Genomic DNA, 17,653 nt, shown 5'->3' on the forward strand with positions numbered 1-17,653 from the left:
CGCGTGAAGGTGTTGCTTGCCCATACCCCGCAGATGCGCCGCGACTATTATGGCGAGCGTAGCCTGAGCGGCCTGCGCGCGGTCGCCGACGTCAGATTGCATGAAGGTAACGAGGCGCTCGACGCGGCGGCGCTGGTCAAGGCCGCCACCGACGTCGACATCATCGTCGCCGATCGCACGACCCAGGGGCCGGGCGAGATCTTTCCGCTTCTGCCGAAGCTCTGCGCCTTCGTGCGCTGCGCGGTCGATATCCGTAACATCGATGTGGCCGCGGCATCCGCCGCCGGCGTGCTGGTGACGCAAGCGAGTGCCGGCTTCGTCCAGTCAGTCGCCGAGCTCGCGCTCGGCTTCATGGTCGATCTGTCGCGCGGTGTTTCGCGGGCGACTGCGGACTATCACGCGGGCAGGGCGCCTGAGGTCGTGATGGGCCGCCAGCTCGCGGGCAGCACGGTCGGCATCATCGGCTATGGCAGCATCGGGCGCTATCTTGCGAACCTTGCCAAGGCGCTTGGTATGACTGTGCTGGTCGCCGATCCCTATGCGTCCATCGACGATCCAGCGATCGCACATCTGCCACTCGACGATCTCCTGGCGCGCGCGGACTATGTCGTCTGTCTGGCGATCGCCAATGCAGAGACCGAGAACCTGATCGGACAAGCGGCCTTGGCGCGGATGCAGCGGCACGCGTTCTTCATCAACCTGTCGCGCGGCAACCTCGTCGACGAGGCGGCACTTGCGGCCGCGCTGCGCGATGGCCGGATTGCCGGTGCCGCATTGGATGTCGGCCGCGCGCCGGACCAGATGCCGACGCCTGAGCTCGCAAAGCTCGGCAATGTGATCGCAACGCCGCATGTCGGCGGCCTGACGCCACAAGCCATCGAGCATCAATCGTCGGAGACCGTGCGCCAGGTCGCGAAGATCGTCGCCGGCGAGATTCCCGTCGGCGCGGTCAATGCCGCGCACTGGACGCGGCGGCCGCGGCCATGAAAGTTCGGCAACGCCTAATGCTATCGGAAGGGCTGGACAAGACCTTTACATCCAGCTCAAACTTGAGCCCGTCAAACCGCGGCCGCTGAGCGCGCGGATAATCAATGAACGGACGTCCCGCAGCAAACGACGGGCGCCGGAAGGAAACAGGGAGTGCATCACATGGCCATTTCACGCCGTGACGTTTTATTGGGCAGCGCCGGTGCACTGGGCGCCGCGTCGTTCTCCTTCCCCGCTCCAGCGATCGCACAATCGGAACCGATCAAGATCGGCTGTCTCGCCGCGATCACCGGGCCGAGCTCGGCGCCGACTGTCGGCTTCAACCGCGGCGTCAATTTCGCGGTCGACGCCATCAACGGCTCGGGCGGGGTGAAGGGCCGCAAGATCGAGCTCGTGATGCGCGACACCCAGGGCGATCCGACCAAGGCGGTGAACGCCACGCAGGAGCTGATCAGCCAGGCCAAGGTTCACGCGATCTGGGGGCCGCTGAATTCCGGCGAGGCGCTGGCGACGACGCCGATCATGGCGCGCGCCAAGATGCCGGACCTGCATCCCTGTGTGGTCGAGACCCTGATCGATCCGGTCAAGTTCCCCAATGCGTTCCGCATCGCGCCGTCGAACAGCCAGTGGGACGATGCGGTCCGCAATTATTGCCTGAAGATCCTCAAGGTGAAGAAGGTCGCCGTGATCGGCGATACCACCGGCTATGGCGTCACCGCGGTCGGTGCCTCCGTCGCGGCGTTCAAGAAGGACGGCGCCGAGGTGGCCTATCAGGCCAATGTCGATTCCACGCAGCCCGACATGACGCCGGACATGCTGCGCGCCAAGAATGCGGGCGCCGAGGCGATCGTGGTGTGGAGCGTCTCGACCGGCATGGAGGCGCGCATGTTCAACACCCGCGCCGCGATGAACTGGGACGTTCCCTTCGTCGGCCACCCCTCGATGGCGTCGGGTGAGCTTGCGAGCCTCGTCGCAAAACCGGAGAACTGGAAGAAGGTCTATGCGATCGGCTACAAGAGCTGCAGCTATGACAGCGCCGGCAAGCTGCCGCCGAAGAGCGAGGATCTGGTCGCGCGGCTGACCAAGGCCAATATCGCGCTGAACGATACGTTGCTGTGGTGGGTCGCCGGCGGCATCGACTGCATCGAGCTGATCGCCAAGGCGGTCGCGGAAAGCGGCTCGACCGATAGCGCAGGGATCATCAAGTACTGGAACTCGCTGTCGACCTATCCCGGCTATTTCGGCAATTATCGCTTCTCGCCGACCGAGCATAACGGATATTTGACCGAAGAGATCGTGATGTCGGAATCGAGCACGGCAAAGAACGGCACCTTCGCGCTGGCGCCGGGGTATACATAAAGGGCGAGGGCACAGCCGATGCTGGCCTCGATCCTTGCATCCGGTCTCGCGGCGGGCGCGATCTACGCGTTGGTCGGCGTCACCTACAACACGATGTTCTCGACGTCGCGGGTGATGAGCTTCACCGCCGGCCAGCTGGCGATGCTGGGCGGCGTGTTCGGCTCGATGTTCACGCTGAAGCTCGGCCTGCCGATCGCTGTTGGCTTCGTGCTGACGCTGGCCTGCTGTGCGGTGATCGGGATCATCACCGAATTCGTCGCGGTGCGGCCGGTGCTCAAGAGCCTCGACCAGCATCTCTACGTGCTCTCGACCTTGGCGGTCGCGCTGATGATCCAGCAGGTCACGGCGATCAAATGGGGCACCGAGCCGCAGCCGTTCCCGCGCATCGTGGGCTTGGGCGAGGGCGTGCTGGATGAGAAGTTCTGGCTGCCGGTGGTCGCCTGCGCCGTCACCATCATCGGCCTCGAATATCTCTACCGCCGCACCCTGGTCGGTCGCGCGTTCCTGGCCATCGCGGAGGACAATTTCGCGGCGCGGGCGCTTGGCCTGCCGGAGCGTAATCTGCGCGTCGCAAGCTACGCGCTCGCCGGAATGGTCGGCGGCATCGCCGGATTTTCCGGCGGGCAGTTGCTGCTCGCCTTCTTCGCCAATGGCGCGCTGCTGAATTTCTACGGCTTCGTGCCGGTGGCGCTGGGCGGGCTCGGCAACAACAGGGGCGCGATCATCGGCGGGCTGGCGCTCGGCCTGTTCCAGCAGGCGGCGAACTTCCTGGTCGGCGGCATCTTCTCCTCGGTCGCGGTGTTCACGCTATTCATCGTGGTGCTGCTCGCAGCTCCACAGGGACTGTTCGGCGCCTCGACCGCGCGGAGGGTGTGATGAGCTCGGTCGCAGCCGCTCCGCCCCGAACCGACAGCGGCGCCTGGCGCGCCGCGCTGCCGCACGTCCTGCCGTTCCTCGGCATTCTGGCCGCGGCCGCGCTGCTGCCTTTCGTCAGCAATGATTACTGGGTGCTGATCGGCACCCGTGCCGCGATCTACTGGGTGCTGGTGTCCGGCCTCAATCTGGTGGTCGGCTTTGCCGGCCATCTCGCGATCGGCTATGTCGCACTGCTGACGCTCGGCGCCTACACGACCAGCGTGCTGGTCGCGGGCAATGTGATGCCGGCCATTCCGGTGTTTGCCGCCTTGCCGGTTGCAGGCCTGATCGGCGCGGTGTTCGGCGTGATCGTCGGCCTGCCGGCGTTGCGGTTGCGTACCTTCTACTTCGCGATGTCGACCTTGGGCTTTGCGACCATCGTGACCCAGATCGCGCTGGCCTGGCAGAGCGTGACAGGCGGCGGCATCGGCATATCAGGTCCGGAATTCCCGGCGCCGTTCAACACGCCGTGGGGCTTTTACGGTCTCTGCATCGGCTTCGCCGCGTTCACCACCTGGATGAGCGCCAACATCGCGCGCAGTCGCTTCGGCCGCGCCCTGATTGCGGTGCGCGATGCCGAGGTCGCGGCCGAGGCCAGCGGCATCTCCAAGCCGAACATGCTGATCGCGATCTTCCTGTTCGCCGGTGCGCTGGCGGCGATCGCCGGCGGATTGTTCGCGACGTTGCAGACCTACATCACGCCCGACGCCTTCACCTTTGATCTGTCGGTGCTGTTCTTCATCGCGATCCTGATCGGCGGCCGCGGCTCGATCCTGGGGCCGATGCTCGGCACCATCATCCTGACCATCCTGCCCGAGATCGCAGCGCCCTTGGCGTCGTGGTCGACCTTCCTCTACGCGGTGCTGCTGCTCCTGATCGTGCTGGTGATGCCCGGCGGCATCGCGGCGCTGCTTGATTTCCGTAACCGCCGTCCGCTTGCCAGCAACCGCGCCATTGTGCCGCGTCCGGCCGCGCTCGCCGACATCGTGCGCCGGCGCGACGGCGGCAAGGCGCTGCAACTGCGCGGCATCGCGCTGAGCTTCGGCAATGTGAAGGCGATCGACGGCCTCGACCTCGATGTCGCGCCGGGCCAGATCCACGGCCTGATCGGCCCGAACGGCAGCGGCAAGACCACGACCCTGAACGTGATCTCGGGCTATTACGCCGCGAAGGCCGGCACCATGACACTCGGCGACGCGACATTGCCCGCGGGCCAGCCGGTCAAGCGCGCTGCATGCGGCATCGCGCGCACCTTCCAGACGCCGCGCGTGATCGGCGAGGCCTCGGTGCTCGAGAACGTCATGATCGGCGGCTCGATCGAGGGCAGGGCCAATTTCGTCGAGGCGATGCTCGCACTGCCGCGCAACGGTGCCGACGAACGGATGCTGGCCGCGAAGGCGCGCGCGCTGCTCGGCGTGGTCGGGCTGGAGGCGCTCGCCGATGTGCGCGCCGATCGCCTGCAGCACAGTGAGCTGCGCTTCATCGAGATCGCACGCGCCCTGATGCTCGATCCGGATTTCCTGCTGCTCGACGAGCCCGCCGCCGGCCTCTCCAATGACGAGATCGAGCGGCTCGCCACCCTGATCAAGGCGGTCTGCGGCCGCGGCACCGGTGTGCTGCTGGTCGAGCATCATGCCGATTTGATCTTCGACATCTGCCACCAGGTCACCGTGCTCAATCTCGGCCGCACGCTGGCGGCGGGAACGCCGGCGGAGATCCGCGTCCACAAGGAGGTCGTCAGTGCTTACCTCGGCGGCTGAACCGCTCCTTGAAGTGACCGCGCTGCAATCCGGCTACGGCAAGATCCGCGTGCTGCACGGCATCGACATGACGATCGCCGCCGGCGAAGTGGTTGCGCTGCTCGGTCCCAACGGCGCCGGCAAGACCACGCTGCTGCGGGCGATGTCGGGACTGCTGCCGGTCACTGCCGGGCAGGTCCGGTTCGGCGGCCGCGACATGACCAATGCCACGCCGCGCGATGCCGCGCGCGCCGGGCTCGTGCATGTCATCGAGGGACATCGGGTGTTCACGCAGATCTCGGTCACCGACAATCTGCTGCTCGCCGGCTACGACCTGCCGCGCGCCGAGCGTGCCGTGCGCATCGAAGAGGCGTTGGCGTTCTTTCCGGAGATCGCCGAGAAGCGGCATGAGCGCGGCGGCGCGCTGTCGGGCGGGCAGCAGCAGATGCTGACGGTGGCCCAGGGCCTGGTCCGCCGCCCGCGGCTCTTGATGCTCGACGAGCCGTCGGCAGGGCTTTCCCCGGTGCTGGTCGATCGCGTCCTCAATGTGATCGGTCGGTTGCGCCAGCAGGGCACGTCCGTACTGCTGGTTGAGCAATTGCTGGAAAAGGCGCTGGCCTCGGCCGATCGGGTCTACGCCCTGGTGCAAGGGGGAATCGCGTTGGAGGCACCGACCGGCGAAAACGACCTGCCGCACCGGCTCGAACGCGCCTATTTCGGCCACGAGAGCCACGCCCTGGGCGCCTGAGGCCGCCATATCCCCGCCCCGCTTGAAGGTAAGGCTTGGTTAAAGGTAAGGCTTGGCGCTCGGCGCCGATTCTGGCTTCATGGGGCCTCATGCGGCGGGCCTCCCGATTGTGCTAGGATGCGCCGGAGCCAGCCAACGGACAGCGGATCGGGAAGGTGGTGTGAATGCTGTGCCCGGCCTGTCAGACCGACACCCTGGAAGACAATGGCGTCTGCAGGTCGTGCCGCCTGAGCTTCACTGCCGTTTGTCTGAGTTGCGAGCATCCGAATCTCGAGACCGCGCGGTTCTGCGGTGCCTGTGGCGAGCGCCTGGACCAGCTCCAGCCGGTGGGCGAACGCAAGGTCGTCACCGTGATGTTTGCCGACATCGTCGGCTCCACCGAGTTGATCGGGGACAATGATCCCGAGCTTGCGCTGGATCGGTTGCCGCCCGCCTTGGCGCGGATGGGCAACGCCGTCCGGCAGTTTGACGGCAGCATCATGCGCAGCATGGGCGACGGGTTGATGGTGATCTTCGGTGTGCCGCACGCCCAGGAAGACCATGCACTTCGTGCCTGCCAGGCGGCGCTCGCCATGGTCCAGTCGTCGCGGGACAACGGTATCGTGCTGCGCGTCGGCATCCATTCCGGCGAGATCGTTGCGGGCGTACCGGACAAGTTCACCAGGGAACAAAGTGTCTATGGCGCGGCCGTGCATCTGGCGAGCCGGCTCGAGCATATGGCCCAGCCGGGCGATATCTGCTTCACCGAATCGACGTTCAAGCTGGTGCAGGCATCTTGCGATGCGCGTGCTCTGGGTCATCAGGACGTCAAGGGATTTCCGCGGCAGATCGGCGTCTACCGGCTGGTCGGAATGAAGCTATCGCGTGCGCCGTTCCGCGATGTCGTCGTCGGCACCTATCGAGGGCGCGATGCCGAGCTCGCCGTGCTGCAGGAGGCGTTTGCCGGAGCCGAGCACGGTGCCGGCAAGGTGATCGGAATTTCGGCGCCGCCCGGCCTCGGCAAGAGCCGCCTGTGCTTCGAATTTGCGCGCAGCGTCAAGGAGCGTCTGGTGCCGGTGCAGGAGGCACGCGCATCGCCCTACGACCATGCCGGTCCGCTGCAGCCGCTGCTGGAATTCTTCCGCAACTTCTTCCGGATCGTCTCGAGCGACGATGCGGAGACGGCGCGCGCCAAGGTCGCGGCGCGGATCGAGTCCTCGGTCCCGCATTTAATGGATGATGTGGCGGTGCTGAGCGATTTTCTCGGTATTCGCGACCCGCAGTCCCCGGCGCCTGCGATGGACCCGCGGTCGCGGCACACGCGGCTCGTCAATCTTGTTGCAAGTCTGGTGCGCGACGGCACGCGCACGCCCTCTGTGATCATCATCGAGGACATTCACTGGCTGGACGAAGCGAGCATCGAGTTCGTCTCGGCACTGGTGGATGTCGCGCATATCAGCCGGGCCTTGATCATTCTGACCTACCGGCCGACCTATCGGGCGCCGTGGCAGGAGGGGCCGGGATTTCACGAAATCCGGCTCGATGAATTGCGTAGCGAGGATGTCTCCGCGCTGATCGCGGACATGATCGGCGGTCATCCGTCGACCGCCGCAATTTCCGAACGCATTGTCGAACGAAGCGGCGGCAATCCGTTCTTCGCGGAGGAGTTGGTCCGTTCGCTGATCGACAGTTCGAATCTGACCGGCCGGCCCGGCGAATACGAGATGTCCGGGCAAGCATCGCCCGAGACGCTGCCTGCGACGGTGCAGACCGTGATTGGTGCACGCATCGACCGCCTCGCGCCGGGGGACAAGGAGGTGCTGCTGGTTGGTGCCACGATTGGGCGGGAGTTTCCTCTCTCTGTGCTGGCCGAAGTGACGCGCAGCAAGCACGTCGATCTCGTTGGCATTCTCGACCGATTGTCGCAGGTCGAACTGATCCAGGAGATCACCAGCGAGATCGAGCATGATCGTTATGCATTCCGGCATCCGCTGATCCAGGAAGTTGCCTATGCGATGCAGTTGCGCACCCGTCGCGTCGAGCTGCATCGAGCGGTGGCGCATGCGCTTGAACGCTTCCATCATAACCAACTCGGCGAATATGCCGATTTGATCGCGTATCATTTCGAATCCGCCAAGGATTTCGCGTCCGCGGCCAATTATCTGGCTCGTTCGGCGAGCTGGATCGGTACGACCAATTCGCGGCTGGGGATGAAGTCGTGGCTCAAGGTTCGGCTGTTGCTGCAATCGCTGCCGCGCTCGCCGGAAACCGACCAGCTGCGCATGCGCGCATCCGGTCACGTGTTGATCCTTGGCTGGCGCGAAGGCATCAGCACCGAAGAGGCTGCCCCGTTCTTCCACGAGGCGTTGGTTGCCGCACGAGACCTCAAGGACTCGCTGTGGGAGGTTCTGATCCTCGCCGCCTTTGGCCGGGTCTCCGCTGGTACGGGCTCGGCGGACGAATATGTTGCTCAGTTGCTGCACGCGATCGAGGTCTGCGAAGACCCGAGCATCAGGACCATCCTGCAAGCGCTTCTATGCCAGGCCTATGGCTACGCCGGGAAACTGCGAGAAGCGATCGCGGCCGCGGAATCCGCGCTCAAGCATGTCGCAAGCATCGATAGGTCCCACGAAGCACCGCTCGGCTTCGGTGTGGAGCGCTGGGTTGAGAGCCTGCACGCGCGCCTGCTGGTGCGAACGGGCAGTTTCGACGTTGCGCGGGAGCGCATCGCCAAGCTGGTGGCCAGTGAGAGGGGCCATCTCGATCCGGCGGTCTTGTTCATTCCGCATCACGCCGGGGTCGAAATGGCCTGGCTGACGCAGGACGAAAAGCTTGCGGACCTTCACAGCCTGCGGATCGAGGAAATCGCCAGGAGAAGCGACACGCCCTATGTCGCAGTGTATGCGAGCGTCTGCCGCGGACTGGCGCTATCGCTGGCGGGGGATCACGCTGCGGCGATCCAGATGCTTGAATCGGCGATCCGGCTCGCGCGAGAGGCTTTCGCCGGCCTCGAATATGAAAGCGACATTCTGGCATTCCTTGCCGAGATTCATCTGAAAAGTAACAACCTGGCCGCAGCCCTCAGCGCCGCTGAACAGGGGATCGCGGTCGCGCGGGAGCGGCGGGCGCGGCTCGCTGAATGCCGTTCGACGCTGGTGCTTGCGCATGTGGTCAATGCGGACGGCTTGCGCTATCCGCAGCACCGCTTGACCGAGGTGCTTGCGCGCGCCCGGCTTCTCATCGAGGAGACCGGCGCCTCACCCTACGAGCGGCTGTTTCCGGTCGTGCAGTCGTCGTCCTGCGGACAAGAAGCGTGAATTCACGCATGCCGTAGTCGGTGACCACCTCGACGCGGCCTAGTCGCTTGCAAAACCCAATCCATCGCTCCGGTGCGGTCCGATAAAGCCCGGCCTCGGTGCGGGCGTCGTCACGCGGCAACATGAAGTTGACGGCGAAGCCGATCCTGCTGCTGGCAGCAAGATCGGCGAGGATCGCCCCGACATACTCTTCCCATGCCGCGACCGGATGACCGAGCCGGACGTTGAATATCCCGCTCGCAAGCGAATAGTCGGCGACTGCGCCGCACTGCGAACCCTCGGTGAAGGTGGCCCGCGTGTTGCCGGCCCAGCGGGCGCGGGCGGCGGCGATCATCGCCGGGGAAATGTCGATGCCGCGATAGGTCACCTCGGCATCGCCATGCCGCGTCGCCAGGAATTCCAGCAGCGCGCCGTAGCCGCAGCCAAAGTCATTCAGGCTGAACGGCCGCGCGAAATCGCACAGCTTCAGGAGCTGCACGAAGCGCAGATGTTGCGAGAGCACGTTCGGCCAATCGACCCCGAGCGGGGTCGGGCCATGGCGCTCCAGCGTTCCCGAATAGTAATCGCGAACCTTGGCGTGCGGCTCGGGCATCGCCGAGGTTTCGGATCACTTCTTGCGCGCGCCGGCCTTGGGGCGGTCGGCCGCGATCGTCGGCATCGAGATCGTCAGAAAAACCAATGGGGAATAGCTCAGCACGCGATCGCCTGAAGTCACCTTCACGACACCTTTCGGAGACTCCGCCGGGTGCGAGGTAAAGTGTACCGGCAACGGCTTGCGGCTTTCAAGATTGGCCTGCAACGACGCGATGACCTGGTCGTGTCCATTCAGCTTCGTTGCCTTGCCGTCGACTGACGCGCCGGTCTTCTTCAGCAGATTCAGATACCGGAAAAACCCGTCGCGATCCGCTTCGCCAACTGGCGCAATATTGAGTAGCCCAAAGGACATCCGCAGCGAGCGTTGCGGCGAGAAGACCTTGAACTCCTTCTGAAACTGGACCATTTCGTCCAGGGCTTCTGCAATAAATCGGGACTTCATCTGCTGCAAAAGATCGGGAACGTATCTGTCGGCAACCAACCCGCCCATTGTATTCCTCCTGAAAATACCATGATAACCCGCTTCCCGGCTCCCGGCCAGCTGTGAGCGGATTGGCTGATGGTACAATCACCAGTTTGCGCCGCTGTCTATGAATTGCTTCACAGAGTTGGCCGTGCATGATGCAAAGCCGGCGTTTTTCGTGAGCCGCCGCGTCCGTTCGGCTTCCTGTCCATTCCCATTGCGCAGTGTTTCCATGCGACTTCCCTTCTTCTACGGCTGGATCATCGTCGCGGTGACCTTTGTCACCATGGCCATCGGCGTCAACGCGCGAACGGCGTTCTCGCTGTTCTATCCGCCGATCATCTCCGAGTTCGGCTGGGAGCGCGGCGTCACGGCGGGCGCATTCTCGTTCGGCTTCGTCGCCTCGGCGATTGCGAGCCCGCTGATCGGCCGGCTGATGGACCGCGGTGGGCCGCGCGCGGTGATGGAGCTCGGCGTGCTCTTGATGGGCTCGGGCCTGCTGCTGGCGCCGCTGACCACGCAACCCTGGCACCTCTATCTCACCATCGGCGTGCTGGTCGGCGCCGGCAGCGTCTGCCTCGGTTATTCCGGGCAATCGCTGTTCGTGCCGAACTGGTTCCTCCGCCGCCGCGGCCTGGCGATCGGGCTCGCTTTCGCCGGCGTCGGCATCGGCTCGGTGACGCTGCTGCCATGGGTGCAGCATATGATCGAGCATACCGGCTGGCGCACCGCCTGCACCGCGATGGGAATCGTGGTGCTGGTCGTGCTCGCGCCGATCAACCTGTTGCTGCACAAGCGGCCGGAGGACATCGGCCTGCAGCCGGACGGCGATGCCGCGCCTACGGCGACGTCGGCACGGCCGGCATCGAACATCGTCGATCCGGTGTGGGCCGGCACCGACTGGACACTCTCACGCGCGCTGCGCACCGCGCGGTTCTGGTGGATCGCGATCGGCTATTTCTGCGGCCTGTACATCTGGTACGCGGTGCAGGTGCACCAGACCAAATTCCTGCTCGACATCGGCTTCAGCTCCAATGTCGGCGTTTGGGCGCTGGGCGTCGTCAGCCTGCTCGGCATTCCCGGCCAGATCTGGCTCGGCCATCTCTCCGATCGCATCGGCCGCGAATGGGTCTGGGCGATAGCCTGCTTCGGCTTCGTGATCTGCTTTGCCGCGTTGGCCGCGCTGAAATACTGGCCGAGCATGCCGCTGATCTATCTGATGGTCTTCACCCAGGGCGCGCTCGGCTATGGTCTCACATCAGTGATGGGCCCGGTGGTGCTCGAGATATTCCAGGGCAGGCATTACGGCAGCATTTTCGGCACCGTGATGCTGGCCGCGCTCGCCGGCGGAGCCGCCGGCCCGTGGATCACCGGCCAGCTCTATGATCTCTCGGGCAGCTATACCAGCGCGTTCCTGCTCGGGATCGCCGTCAGCCTGCTGTCGGCATTCGCGATCTGGCAGGCTTCGCCCCGCAAGGTCCGCGCCGTCGCCGGACAGATGCACAAGATTGCCGCCTGACAGATCAGGCGGATGAAACGCCGATCGCGCGCTGCAGATCGGTGATCGCGCGCAGGCAGCTGTCGGCGGGCGTGGTGTCCGGATCGATCAGGCGATGCAGGCGGAAGCCGTCCTCCAGTGCCAGCACGATCGCGCCGGTCCAATCCGGATTGAGTTTGGGATTCCTGCCGCTGTTCTTCTGCGCGGTCGCGACGATGTCGGCGATCAGCTTGCGCCGGGCACGCAGGCGCTTGGCGAGTTCGGGCCGCCGCTTCTCGGCGCGCGCCACGAACAGGATCATCTCCATGTGCAGGAGAGGGGAGCGGCCGAGCGGGTCCTGCTGGCTGCGATCCATCGTGCGCAGCGCCTCCAGGAAGTCGGGCAGGTTGCTGTGCCTGGCGAGCAAGTCGAGATTGCGCCGGATCGACTGCTCGACGTGATCCTCGAGCATCGCAAAGATCAACTCGTCCTTGCTCTTGAAGTTCGAATAGAAGGCGCCGCGGCTGAAACCCGCTGCGGCCGCGATCGCCTCGATGCTGGCGCCGCCAATGCCCTGTTCCTCGAATACCCGCGCCGCCGCCTCGAACAGCTTCTCGCAGGTGTCGTCTCGTGTCGGTCTGGTTCGTACCCTTGACATCGGCGCATTTTAAGGCAGAATGCAACTCGATACAATAGTGTATCCAGTTGCAATTCGACTGAAGCAGAACCGCCGCATCCGTGATGATGCGGTCTTGAGGATGACACCAAGGCGCACCACGGTATTAGGCACCGGTGCAGCGAACGAACGAGGTCACCATGAACGAGCAAGTTCAGCCGGCGAACGGCGATCCGCTTTTCAATCCACTGGCACCCGAATTCATTCGCAATCCCTATCCGCATTACGAGCGGCTGCGCCGTCTCGATCCGATGCACGTCAATGCGCACGGCGCCTTCGTCGCCAGCCGCCATGCCGAGGCTAGCCTCGTGCTGCGCGACAAGCGCTTCGGCAAGGACTATGTCGAACGCACGATCCGCCGCTACGGCCCCAAGATCATGGATGAGCCGGTGATCCGCAGCATGAGCCACTGGATGCTGCAGCAGGATCCGCCGGATCACACGAGGCTGCGCGGCCTCGTCGTCAAGGCGTTCACCGCCCGCCGCGTCGAGGACATGCGCCCGCGCATCCAGCACGTCGTCGACGAGACGCTCGACCGCATCATTCCGCAAGGGCGGATGGACCTGATCGAGGATTTTGCGTTCCGCCTGCCGGTCACGATCATCTGCGACATGCTCGGCATCCCGGAGGAGCATCGCGAGGCCTTCTATAACGGCTCGCGCGACGGCGGCCGCCTGCTCGAGCCGGTGCCGCTGACACCCGAGGAAATCAAGCAGGGCAACGCCGGCAACGCGATGGCGGCGATGTACTTCCATCAGCTGTTCGAGCTGCGGCGCAAGCAGCCCGGCGACGACCTCACCACGCAGCTGGTGCAGGCCGAGGAAGATGGCCAGAAGCTCACCAATGAGGAGCTGACCGGCAACATCATCCTGCTGTTCGGCGCCGGCCACGAGACCACCGTGAACCTGATCGGCAACGGCCTGCTTGCGCTGTTCCGCAACCCGGACCAGCTCGCGCTGCTCAAGGCCAATCCGGGCCTGATCACCAATGCGATCGAGGAGTTCCTGCGCTACGATTCCTCGGTGCAGATGACCGGCCGCGTCGCGTTGGAAGACATCGAGGATCTCGGCGGCAAGCGCATCCCGAAGGGCGAGAGCGTGCTGTGCCTGCTCGGCTCGGCCAATCACGATCCGGCCGTCTATCCCGACCATCCCGAGAAGCTCGACATCCAGCGGCCGAACGTGAAGCCGCTGTCGTTCGGCGGCGGCATCCATTTCTGCCTCGGTGCCCAGCTGGCGCGGATCGAGGCCGAAATCGCGATCTCGACGCTGCTGCGCCGGATCCCCGACCTGCGGCTCGATGACGCGGAAAATCCGGAGTGGCGGCCGACCTTCGTGCTGCGCGGGCTGAAGCGGCTGCCGGCGAGCTGGTGACATCCGGGATGTGGTGACATCCGGGATCTGCGGCAGGGCAGCGATCCTGCCGCAGCGGCGGTCGCGCACGCACGCTTGAGCGGAAAACCACCTTCCGATTAACGTTGTAGCGGCAAAGCCGCTGTGACTTCGCCATACTTGTCTCTATATTTGGGCTGCTCCGGCCAAGGGTTGGCAAAGGGTTCAGCATAAGGAGGCTGCCGCGGAGCGGGCTCAAAGGGAGACACCGTGCAGACGACGCTGCTCGGCCTGGCAATCGCCTTCATTCTTGCATTGGTGGCCGCGCTGGTCGGTCCGTATTTCGTTGACTGGAACCAGTTCAGGCCGCAGTTCGAGGAGGAAGCGTCCAAGATCATCGGCGCGCCGGTCCGCGTCGCCGGCAATCTCGACGCGCGTCTGCTGCCGGCACCCTCGCTGCGGTTGAAAACCGTCACCGTCGGCGGCGCCAACGATCTCGGCAAGGTCCGGGCCGCCAGTCTCGACGTCGAGTTCAGCCTGAGCTCGCTGATGCGCGGCGAGGTGCGCGCCAACGAGCTCACCGTCAACGGCGTGTCGCTCGATCTCGGGCTCGATCCGAAGGGGCGGGTCGACTGGTCGCCGTCGAGCGGGAGCTTCAACCTGGCTTCGCTGGCGATCGACCGGCTCAATCTGACCGGCCGCGTGGCGCTGCATGACGCCGCGAGCCACAGCACGCTCGAGCTCAACGATATTGCCTTCAGCGGCGACGTCCGTTCGCTGGCCGGAGCGGTGCGTGGTGACGGCAATTTCATGTTCGATGGCAACCGCTACCCGTTTCGGATCTCGTCGGGGCAAGGTGCCGACGGCAACGGCACCCGCCTGCACGTCAACATCGATCCCGGGCAGCGGCCGGTGTCGGTCGATCTCGACGGCATCCTGACCTTCGAGGCCCGCGCGCCGCGCTTCGAAGGCAGCGTGACGCTGGCGGGCACACCTGGCCAGCGCGGCGGCAGCGACATGCCGCCCTGGCGGATCGCGGCCAAGGTCAAATCGGATTATTCGGCGGCACGTCTCGACCAAATCGAGGTGAGCTATGGTCCCGACGATCGCGCACTGAAGTTCGCGGGCAATGGCGATCTCCGCTTCGGCGCATCGCCGCTGCTGCGCGCCTCGCTCACGGCGCGGCAGCTCGACGGCGACAAGTTCGCGGCCAAAGACAGCGCCAAGGATAGCGCAAAGGACGGCAACAACGGCAATGTCGAGCCGGTGCGCGTGCTGCCGGCATTGCGCGCGGTGTTGTCAGGCCTGCCGCAAAGCCCGATCCCGGCACAGATGGAGCTGACGTCCGAGCAGATCATGCTCGGCGGGCGTCCATTGCAGGATATCTCGGCCGAGCTGCAATCGGATGCGAAATCGTGGACCGTGCGCCGGCTGGAGTTTCGCGCGCCGGGATCGACGCGGGTCTCGATGAGCGGCGCCAGCGCGCAAGCCGGGGTCTCGAACAGCTTCAAGACTGCGCTCAATGTCGAATCGTCCGATCCGGATGCGTTGATGAGCTGGCTGCAGGGCCGGAGCGACATCACCTATCGCAGCCAGAAGCCGCTGCGGCTGCGCGGCGACGTCACGGTGTCGCCGTCAGGTTTTTCGATCGATGCGATGAAGGCGGAGATCGAGAGCGGCACGCTCGAGGGCCGCGTCGCGGTCACCCATCGCGAGGCGGCCAACGGCTCCAAGGTCGAAGCTCAGTTGAAGGCGGAGCGGCTCGATCTCGACGCGACCGCTGCCTTCATCCGTTCGCTGGCCGGTCCGCAAGCCGAATGGCCCGACGAGGCGCAGCTGTCGCTCGACGTCGGGCGCGCGATCTCCTCGGGGCAGGAATTGCGGCCGCTGCTGGCGAAGATCACCTACGGCCCGAAGAGCATCGTGCTCGAGCGCGTCAAGATCGGTCAGCCCGACAATGTCACGCTTGACGGCAGCGGCAATTTCGACCGCGGCAATTCGACCGGCAAGCTCGCGGTCGACGCGAGTGCTGCATCGCTTGGTCGGCTTGTCGCGCTCGTTCAGCCGTTCGCGCCGGCGCTGGCCGCACGGCTCGGCGTGCTCCGCGCGGATGCCGGCCCGGTCCGTGCAAAGCTCGCGCTCGACCTCGCCAAGGGCAAGGCCGCCGATCGGGTTAGCGCACGCGCGACGCTCGATCTCGATACGCCGCAGCTGAAGGGCAATACGGTGATCTCGGCAACCCCGCAGGTGGCCGCGATCCGTGCGATGGATATCGATGCACTGCGCCGAAACGAGGTGACGGCGGAGGCGAAAGTCTCGGCCGGCGAGGGCCGTGCGTTGCTGGCGTTGCTCGGGCTTGACCACGCGGTCGCCGCCGGTACGGGCGCGACGCAATTCGAGGGCACCGTGAGCGGTGCATGGCAGGCGCCGTTGCGGCTGAAAGCACGGCTCTGGGGCTCCGGGCTCGACGCGGATGCGGAGGGGAGCGCGGAGCCGTGGTCCAAGGATGGGACAAAGGACAGGACCAAGGATGGGGCGAGCGAGAGCAAATCGAGCGTCAGCCTCCGCGTCCGCAGCGCCGACATCAGTCCGCTGCTCAATCTGAAATCATCCGATCCGGCCGCGAACATCCGCCTGTCATCGAAGGTCACGCTCGCCGGCGACCGGCTGACCTTCGATGATCTCGACAGCATCGTCGCCGGTTCGCGGCTGCGCGGCCGTCTGGCGCTGACGCTCGCCGATCAGAAGAGCATCGACGGCGAAATCGGCCTCGATCAGATCACGCTGGCGCCGATTTTCGCGGCCGCGATCGGCGCGGCCGGCCACGATGCGACGGAGCCGCTCGGCACCGGGCTCACCAGCGCCTGGCGCGGCAAGGTCACGTTCGAGGCTCTGCACGGCCTGCTGCCGGGCGGCGCCGAGCTGCAGCCGGTCAGCGGCACCATCAGGTCGGACGGGCAGGCGCTGACCTTCGACGGCATCAAGGGCAAGATCGGCGGCGGCGAGGCGACCGCCTCGATCGATGCACGACAGGGCGTCAATGGCCTTGCGCTGAACGCCAATGTGCAGCTGTCGGGCGTCGACGCTTCGGCCTTGCGCTACCGCAATCTCGCAATGCCCAAGGGCCGTGCGTCGATGCAGATGACGTTGTTGACGCAGGGCCGCAGTGCCGCGGCGTTGACCGGTGCGATGTCCGGAAGCGGCACCGTGACGCTGGAGGGGCTGAACCTCCCGGGTCTCGATCCGCGCGCGTTCGACGTCGCGATCCGCGCCAGCGATTCCGGTCAGGCGACCGACGATATCAAGCTGAGGCAGATCGTCGAACCGGCGCTCGCCGCCGGCGGTCTGTCGATCGCTTCGGCGCAAATTCCCTTCAACATCCGCGACGGCCGTATCCGTGTCGCGGCCACCACGCTCGCGGCCAACGGCGCCAACGCGATCGTGTCCGGCGGTTACGACATTCCGGCCGATCAGGCCGACATCCGCGCTGCGCTGGCATCGACGCAGGTTGGCAACGCCAACAGCCGCCCGGAAATCCAGCTGCTTGCCGTGGGCACGCCCGACGGGCTGTCGCGCAGCATTGACATCGCGGCCTTGTCGTCGTGGCTTGCGGTGCGCGCGATCGACCGGGAGACCAGGCGGCTTGACGCGATCGAGCGCGGCGAACCGGCGCCGCCGCCGACCCCGGCGGCCCTTCCGCCGTCCGCCGTGCCGGCGCCTGATGCGTCGAGCTCCAATCCGGCAGCGGTGCCTTCCGCCAATCTGCCGGCGCCAGGCCCCGATCCGCGCCGCGTCCCTCCGAAGCCGAAGATCGTGGCGCCGCGGCCGCCGATCGTCCCGCCGGTCGCCACGGCACCTGCCGTCGCGCCGCCGGCGCCGATCGCGAGCCAGCCCCAGATGGCGCCGTTGCCGCCGCCGATCGAGGTCAAGCCGGCGCCCGGCGCGGCCAGGCCGCGGCCGCTGCGTCCGCCGCTGTCGCTGACGCCGCAGGTCGCCAATCCGCCGCCGCGGCCGGCCATGCAGAACTGAAGGGCGCCTTCGAGTGACGCGGCTACCGGTTCGCGTGAA

12 protein-coding genes are annotated in these 17,653 nt (G+C 65.7%); 9 read left to right on the forward strand and 3 right to left on the reverse strand.

From position 1 onward, the window contains the following. Positions 1–3 precede the first annotated feature (3 nt). The 6 genes from JQ616_RS33290 to JQ616_RS33315 all read left to right on the forward strand — a co-directional run bounded on the left by JQ616_RS33290 (position 4) and on the right by JQ616_RS33315 (position 9,044). The gene (locus tag JQ616_RS33290) at positions 4–987 is read left to right on the forward strand and encodes a hydroxyacid dehydrogenase (RefSeq protein WP_212022160.1); all 984 of its coding nucleotides are present in this window, start codon (positions 4–6) and stop codon (positions 985–987) included. Between the two features lie 162 nt (positions 988–1,149). Further along, positions 1,150–2,346, forward strand: coding sequence for an ABC transporter substrate-binding protein (locus tag JQ616_RS33295; protein WP_249137572.1), 1,197 nt, complete (start codon positions 1,150–1,152; stop codon positions 2,344–2,346). Positions 2,347–2,364: 18 nt separating this feature from the next. Continuing rightward, complete coding sequence (locus tag JQ616_RS33300; RefSeq protein ID WP_212022162.1) at positions 2,365–3,222, forward strand: branched-chain amino acid ABC transporter permease; 858 nt, start codon at positions 2,365–2,367, stop codon at positions 3,220–3,222. Next, positions 3,222–5,021 carry a branched-chain amino acid ABC transporter ATP-binding protein/permease gene (locus JQ616_RS33305; RefSeq protein ID WP_212022164.1) on the forward strand — a complete coding sequence of 600 codons (1,800 nt, stop codon included), beginning with the start codon at positions 3,222–3,224 and terminating at the stop codon, positions 5,019–5,021. The genes JQ616_RS33300 and JQ616_RS33305 overlap by 1 nt, the downstream gene beginning before the upstream one ends. Beyond that, the gene (locus JQ616_RS33310) at positions 5,002–5,748 is read left to right on the forward strand and encodes an ABC transporter ATP-binding protein (protein WP_212022166.1); all 747 of its coding nucleotides are present in this window, start codon (positions 5,002–5,004) and stop codon (positions 5,746–5,748) included. The genes JQ616_RS33305 and JQ616_RS33310 overlap by 20 nt, the downstream gene beginning before the upstream one ends. A 164-nt stretch (positions 5,749–5,912) precedes the next feature. Then, positions 5,913–9,044 (forward strand): adenylate/guanylate cyclase domain-containing protein, encoded by a 3,132-nt coding sequence (locus JQ616_RS33315; RefSeq protein WP_212022168.1) that lies wholly within the window; start codon positions 5,913–5,915, stop codon positions 9,042–9,044. Here the strand turns inward: JQ616_RS33315 and JQ616_RS33320 are convergent. Together JQ616_RS33320 and JQ616_RS33325 are read right to left on the reverse strand one after the other, a co-directional pair. After that, entirely contained in the window at positions 8,965–9,636 is a 672-nt protein-coding gene (locus JQ616_RS33320; RefSeq protein ID WP_212022170.1) for a class I SAM-dependent methyltransferase, read from the reverse strand. The genes JQ616_RS33315 and JQ616_RS33320 overlap by 80 nt on opposite strands. Before the next feature lie 15 nt (positions 9,637–9,651). Further along, complete coding sequence (locus tag JQ616_RS33325) at positions 9,652–10,128, reverse strand: hypothetical protein (RefSeq protein ID WP_212022178.1); 477 nt, start codon at positions 10,126–10,128, stop codon at positions 9,652–9,654. Between the two features lie 205 nt (positions 10,129–10,333). Between JQ616_RS33325 and JQ616_RS33330 the strand changes: the two genes are divergently transcribed. Next, positions 10,334–11,620: an MFS transporter gene (locus JQ616_RS33330; RefSeq protein WP_212022186.1), complete on the forward strand. Its 1,287-nt coding sequence runs from the start codon at positions 10,334–10,336 to the stop codon at positions 11,618–11,620. 4 nt (positions 11,621–11,624) lie between these two features. On the opposite strand, the gene JQ616_RS33335 is transcribed toward JQ616_RS33330, so the two are convergent. Further along, positions 11,625–12,236 (reverse strand): TetR/AcrR family transcriptional regulator, encoded by a 612-nt coding sequence (locus tag JQ616_RS33335; protein WP_212022188.1) that lies wholly within the window; start codon positions 12,234–12,236, stop codon positions 11,625–11,627. A gap of 158 nt (positions 12,237–12,394) precedes the next feature. On the opposite strand from JQ616_RS33335, the gene JQ616_RS33340 reads away from it, so the two are divergent. Then, the gene (locus JQ616_RS33340; protein WP_212022190.1) at positions 12,395–13,627 is read left to right on the forward strand and encodes a cytochrome P450; all 1,233 of its coding nucleotides are present in this window, start codon (positions 12,395–12,397) and stop codon (positions 13,625–13,627) included. Positions 13,628–13,855: 228 nt separating this feature from the next. Further along, entirely contained in the window at positions 13,856–17,614 is a 3,759-nt protein-coding gene (locus JQ616_RS33345) for an AsmA family protein (RefSeq protein ID WP_212022192.1), read from the forward strand. Positions 17,615–17,653 lie beyond the last annotated feature (39 nt).

Origin of the sequence: Bradyrhizobium tropiciagri, assembly GCF_018130545.1 — a bacterium.
Classification (GTDB): domain Bacteria; phylum Pseudomonadota; class Alphaproteobacteria; order Rhizobiales; family Xanthobacteraceae; genus Bradyrhizobium; species Bradyrhizobium tropiciagri_A.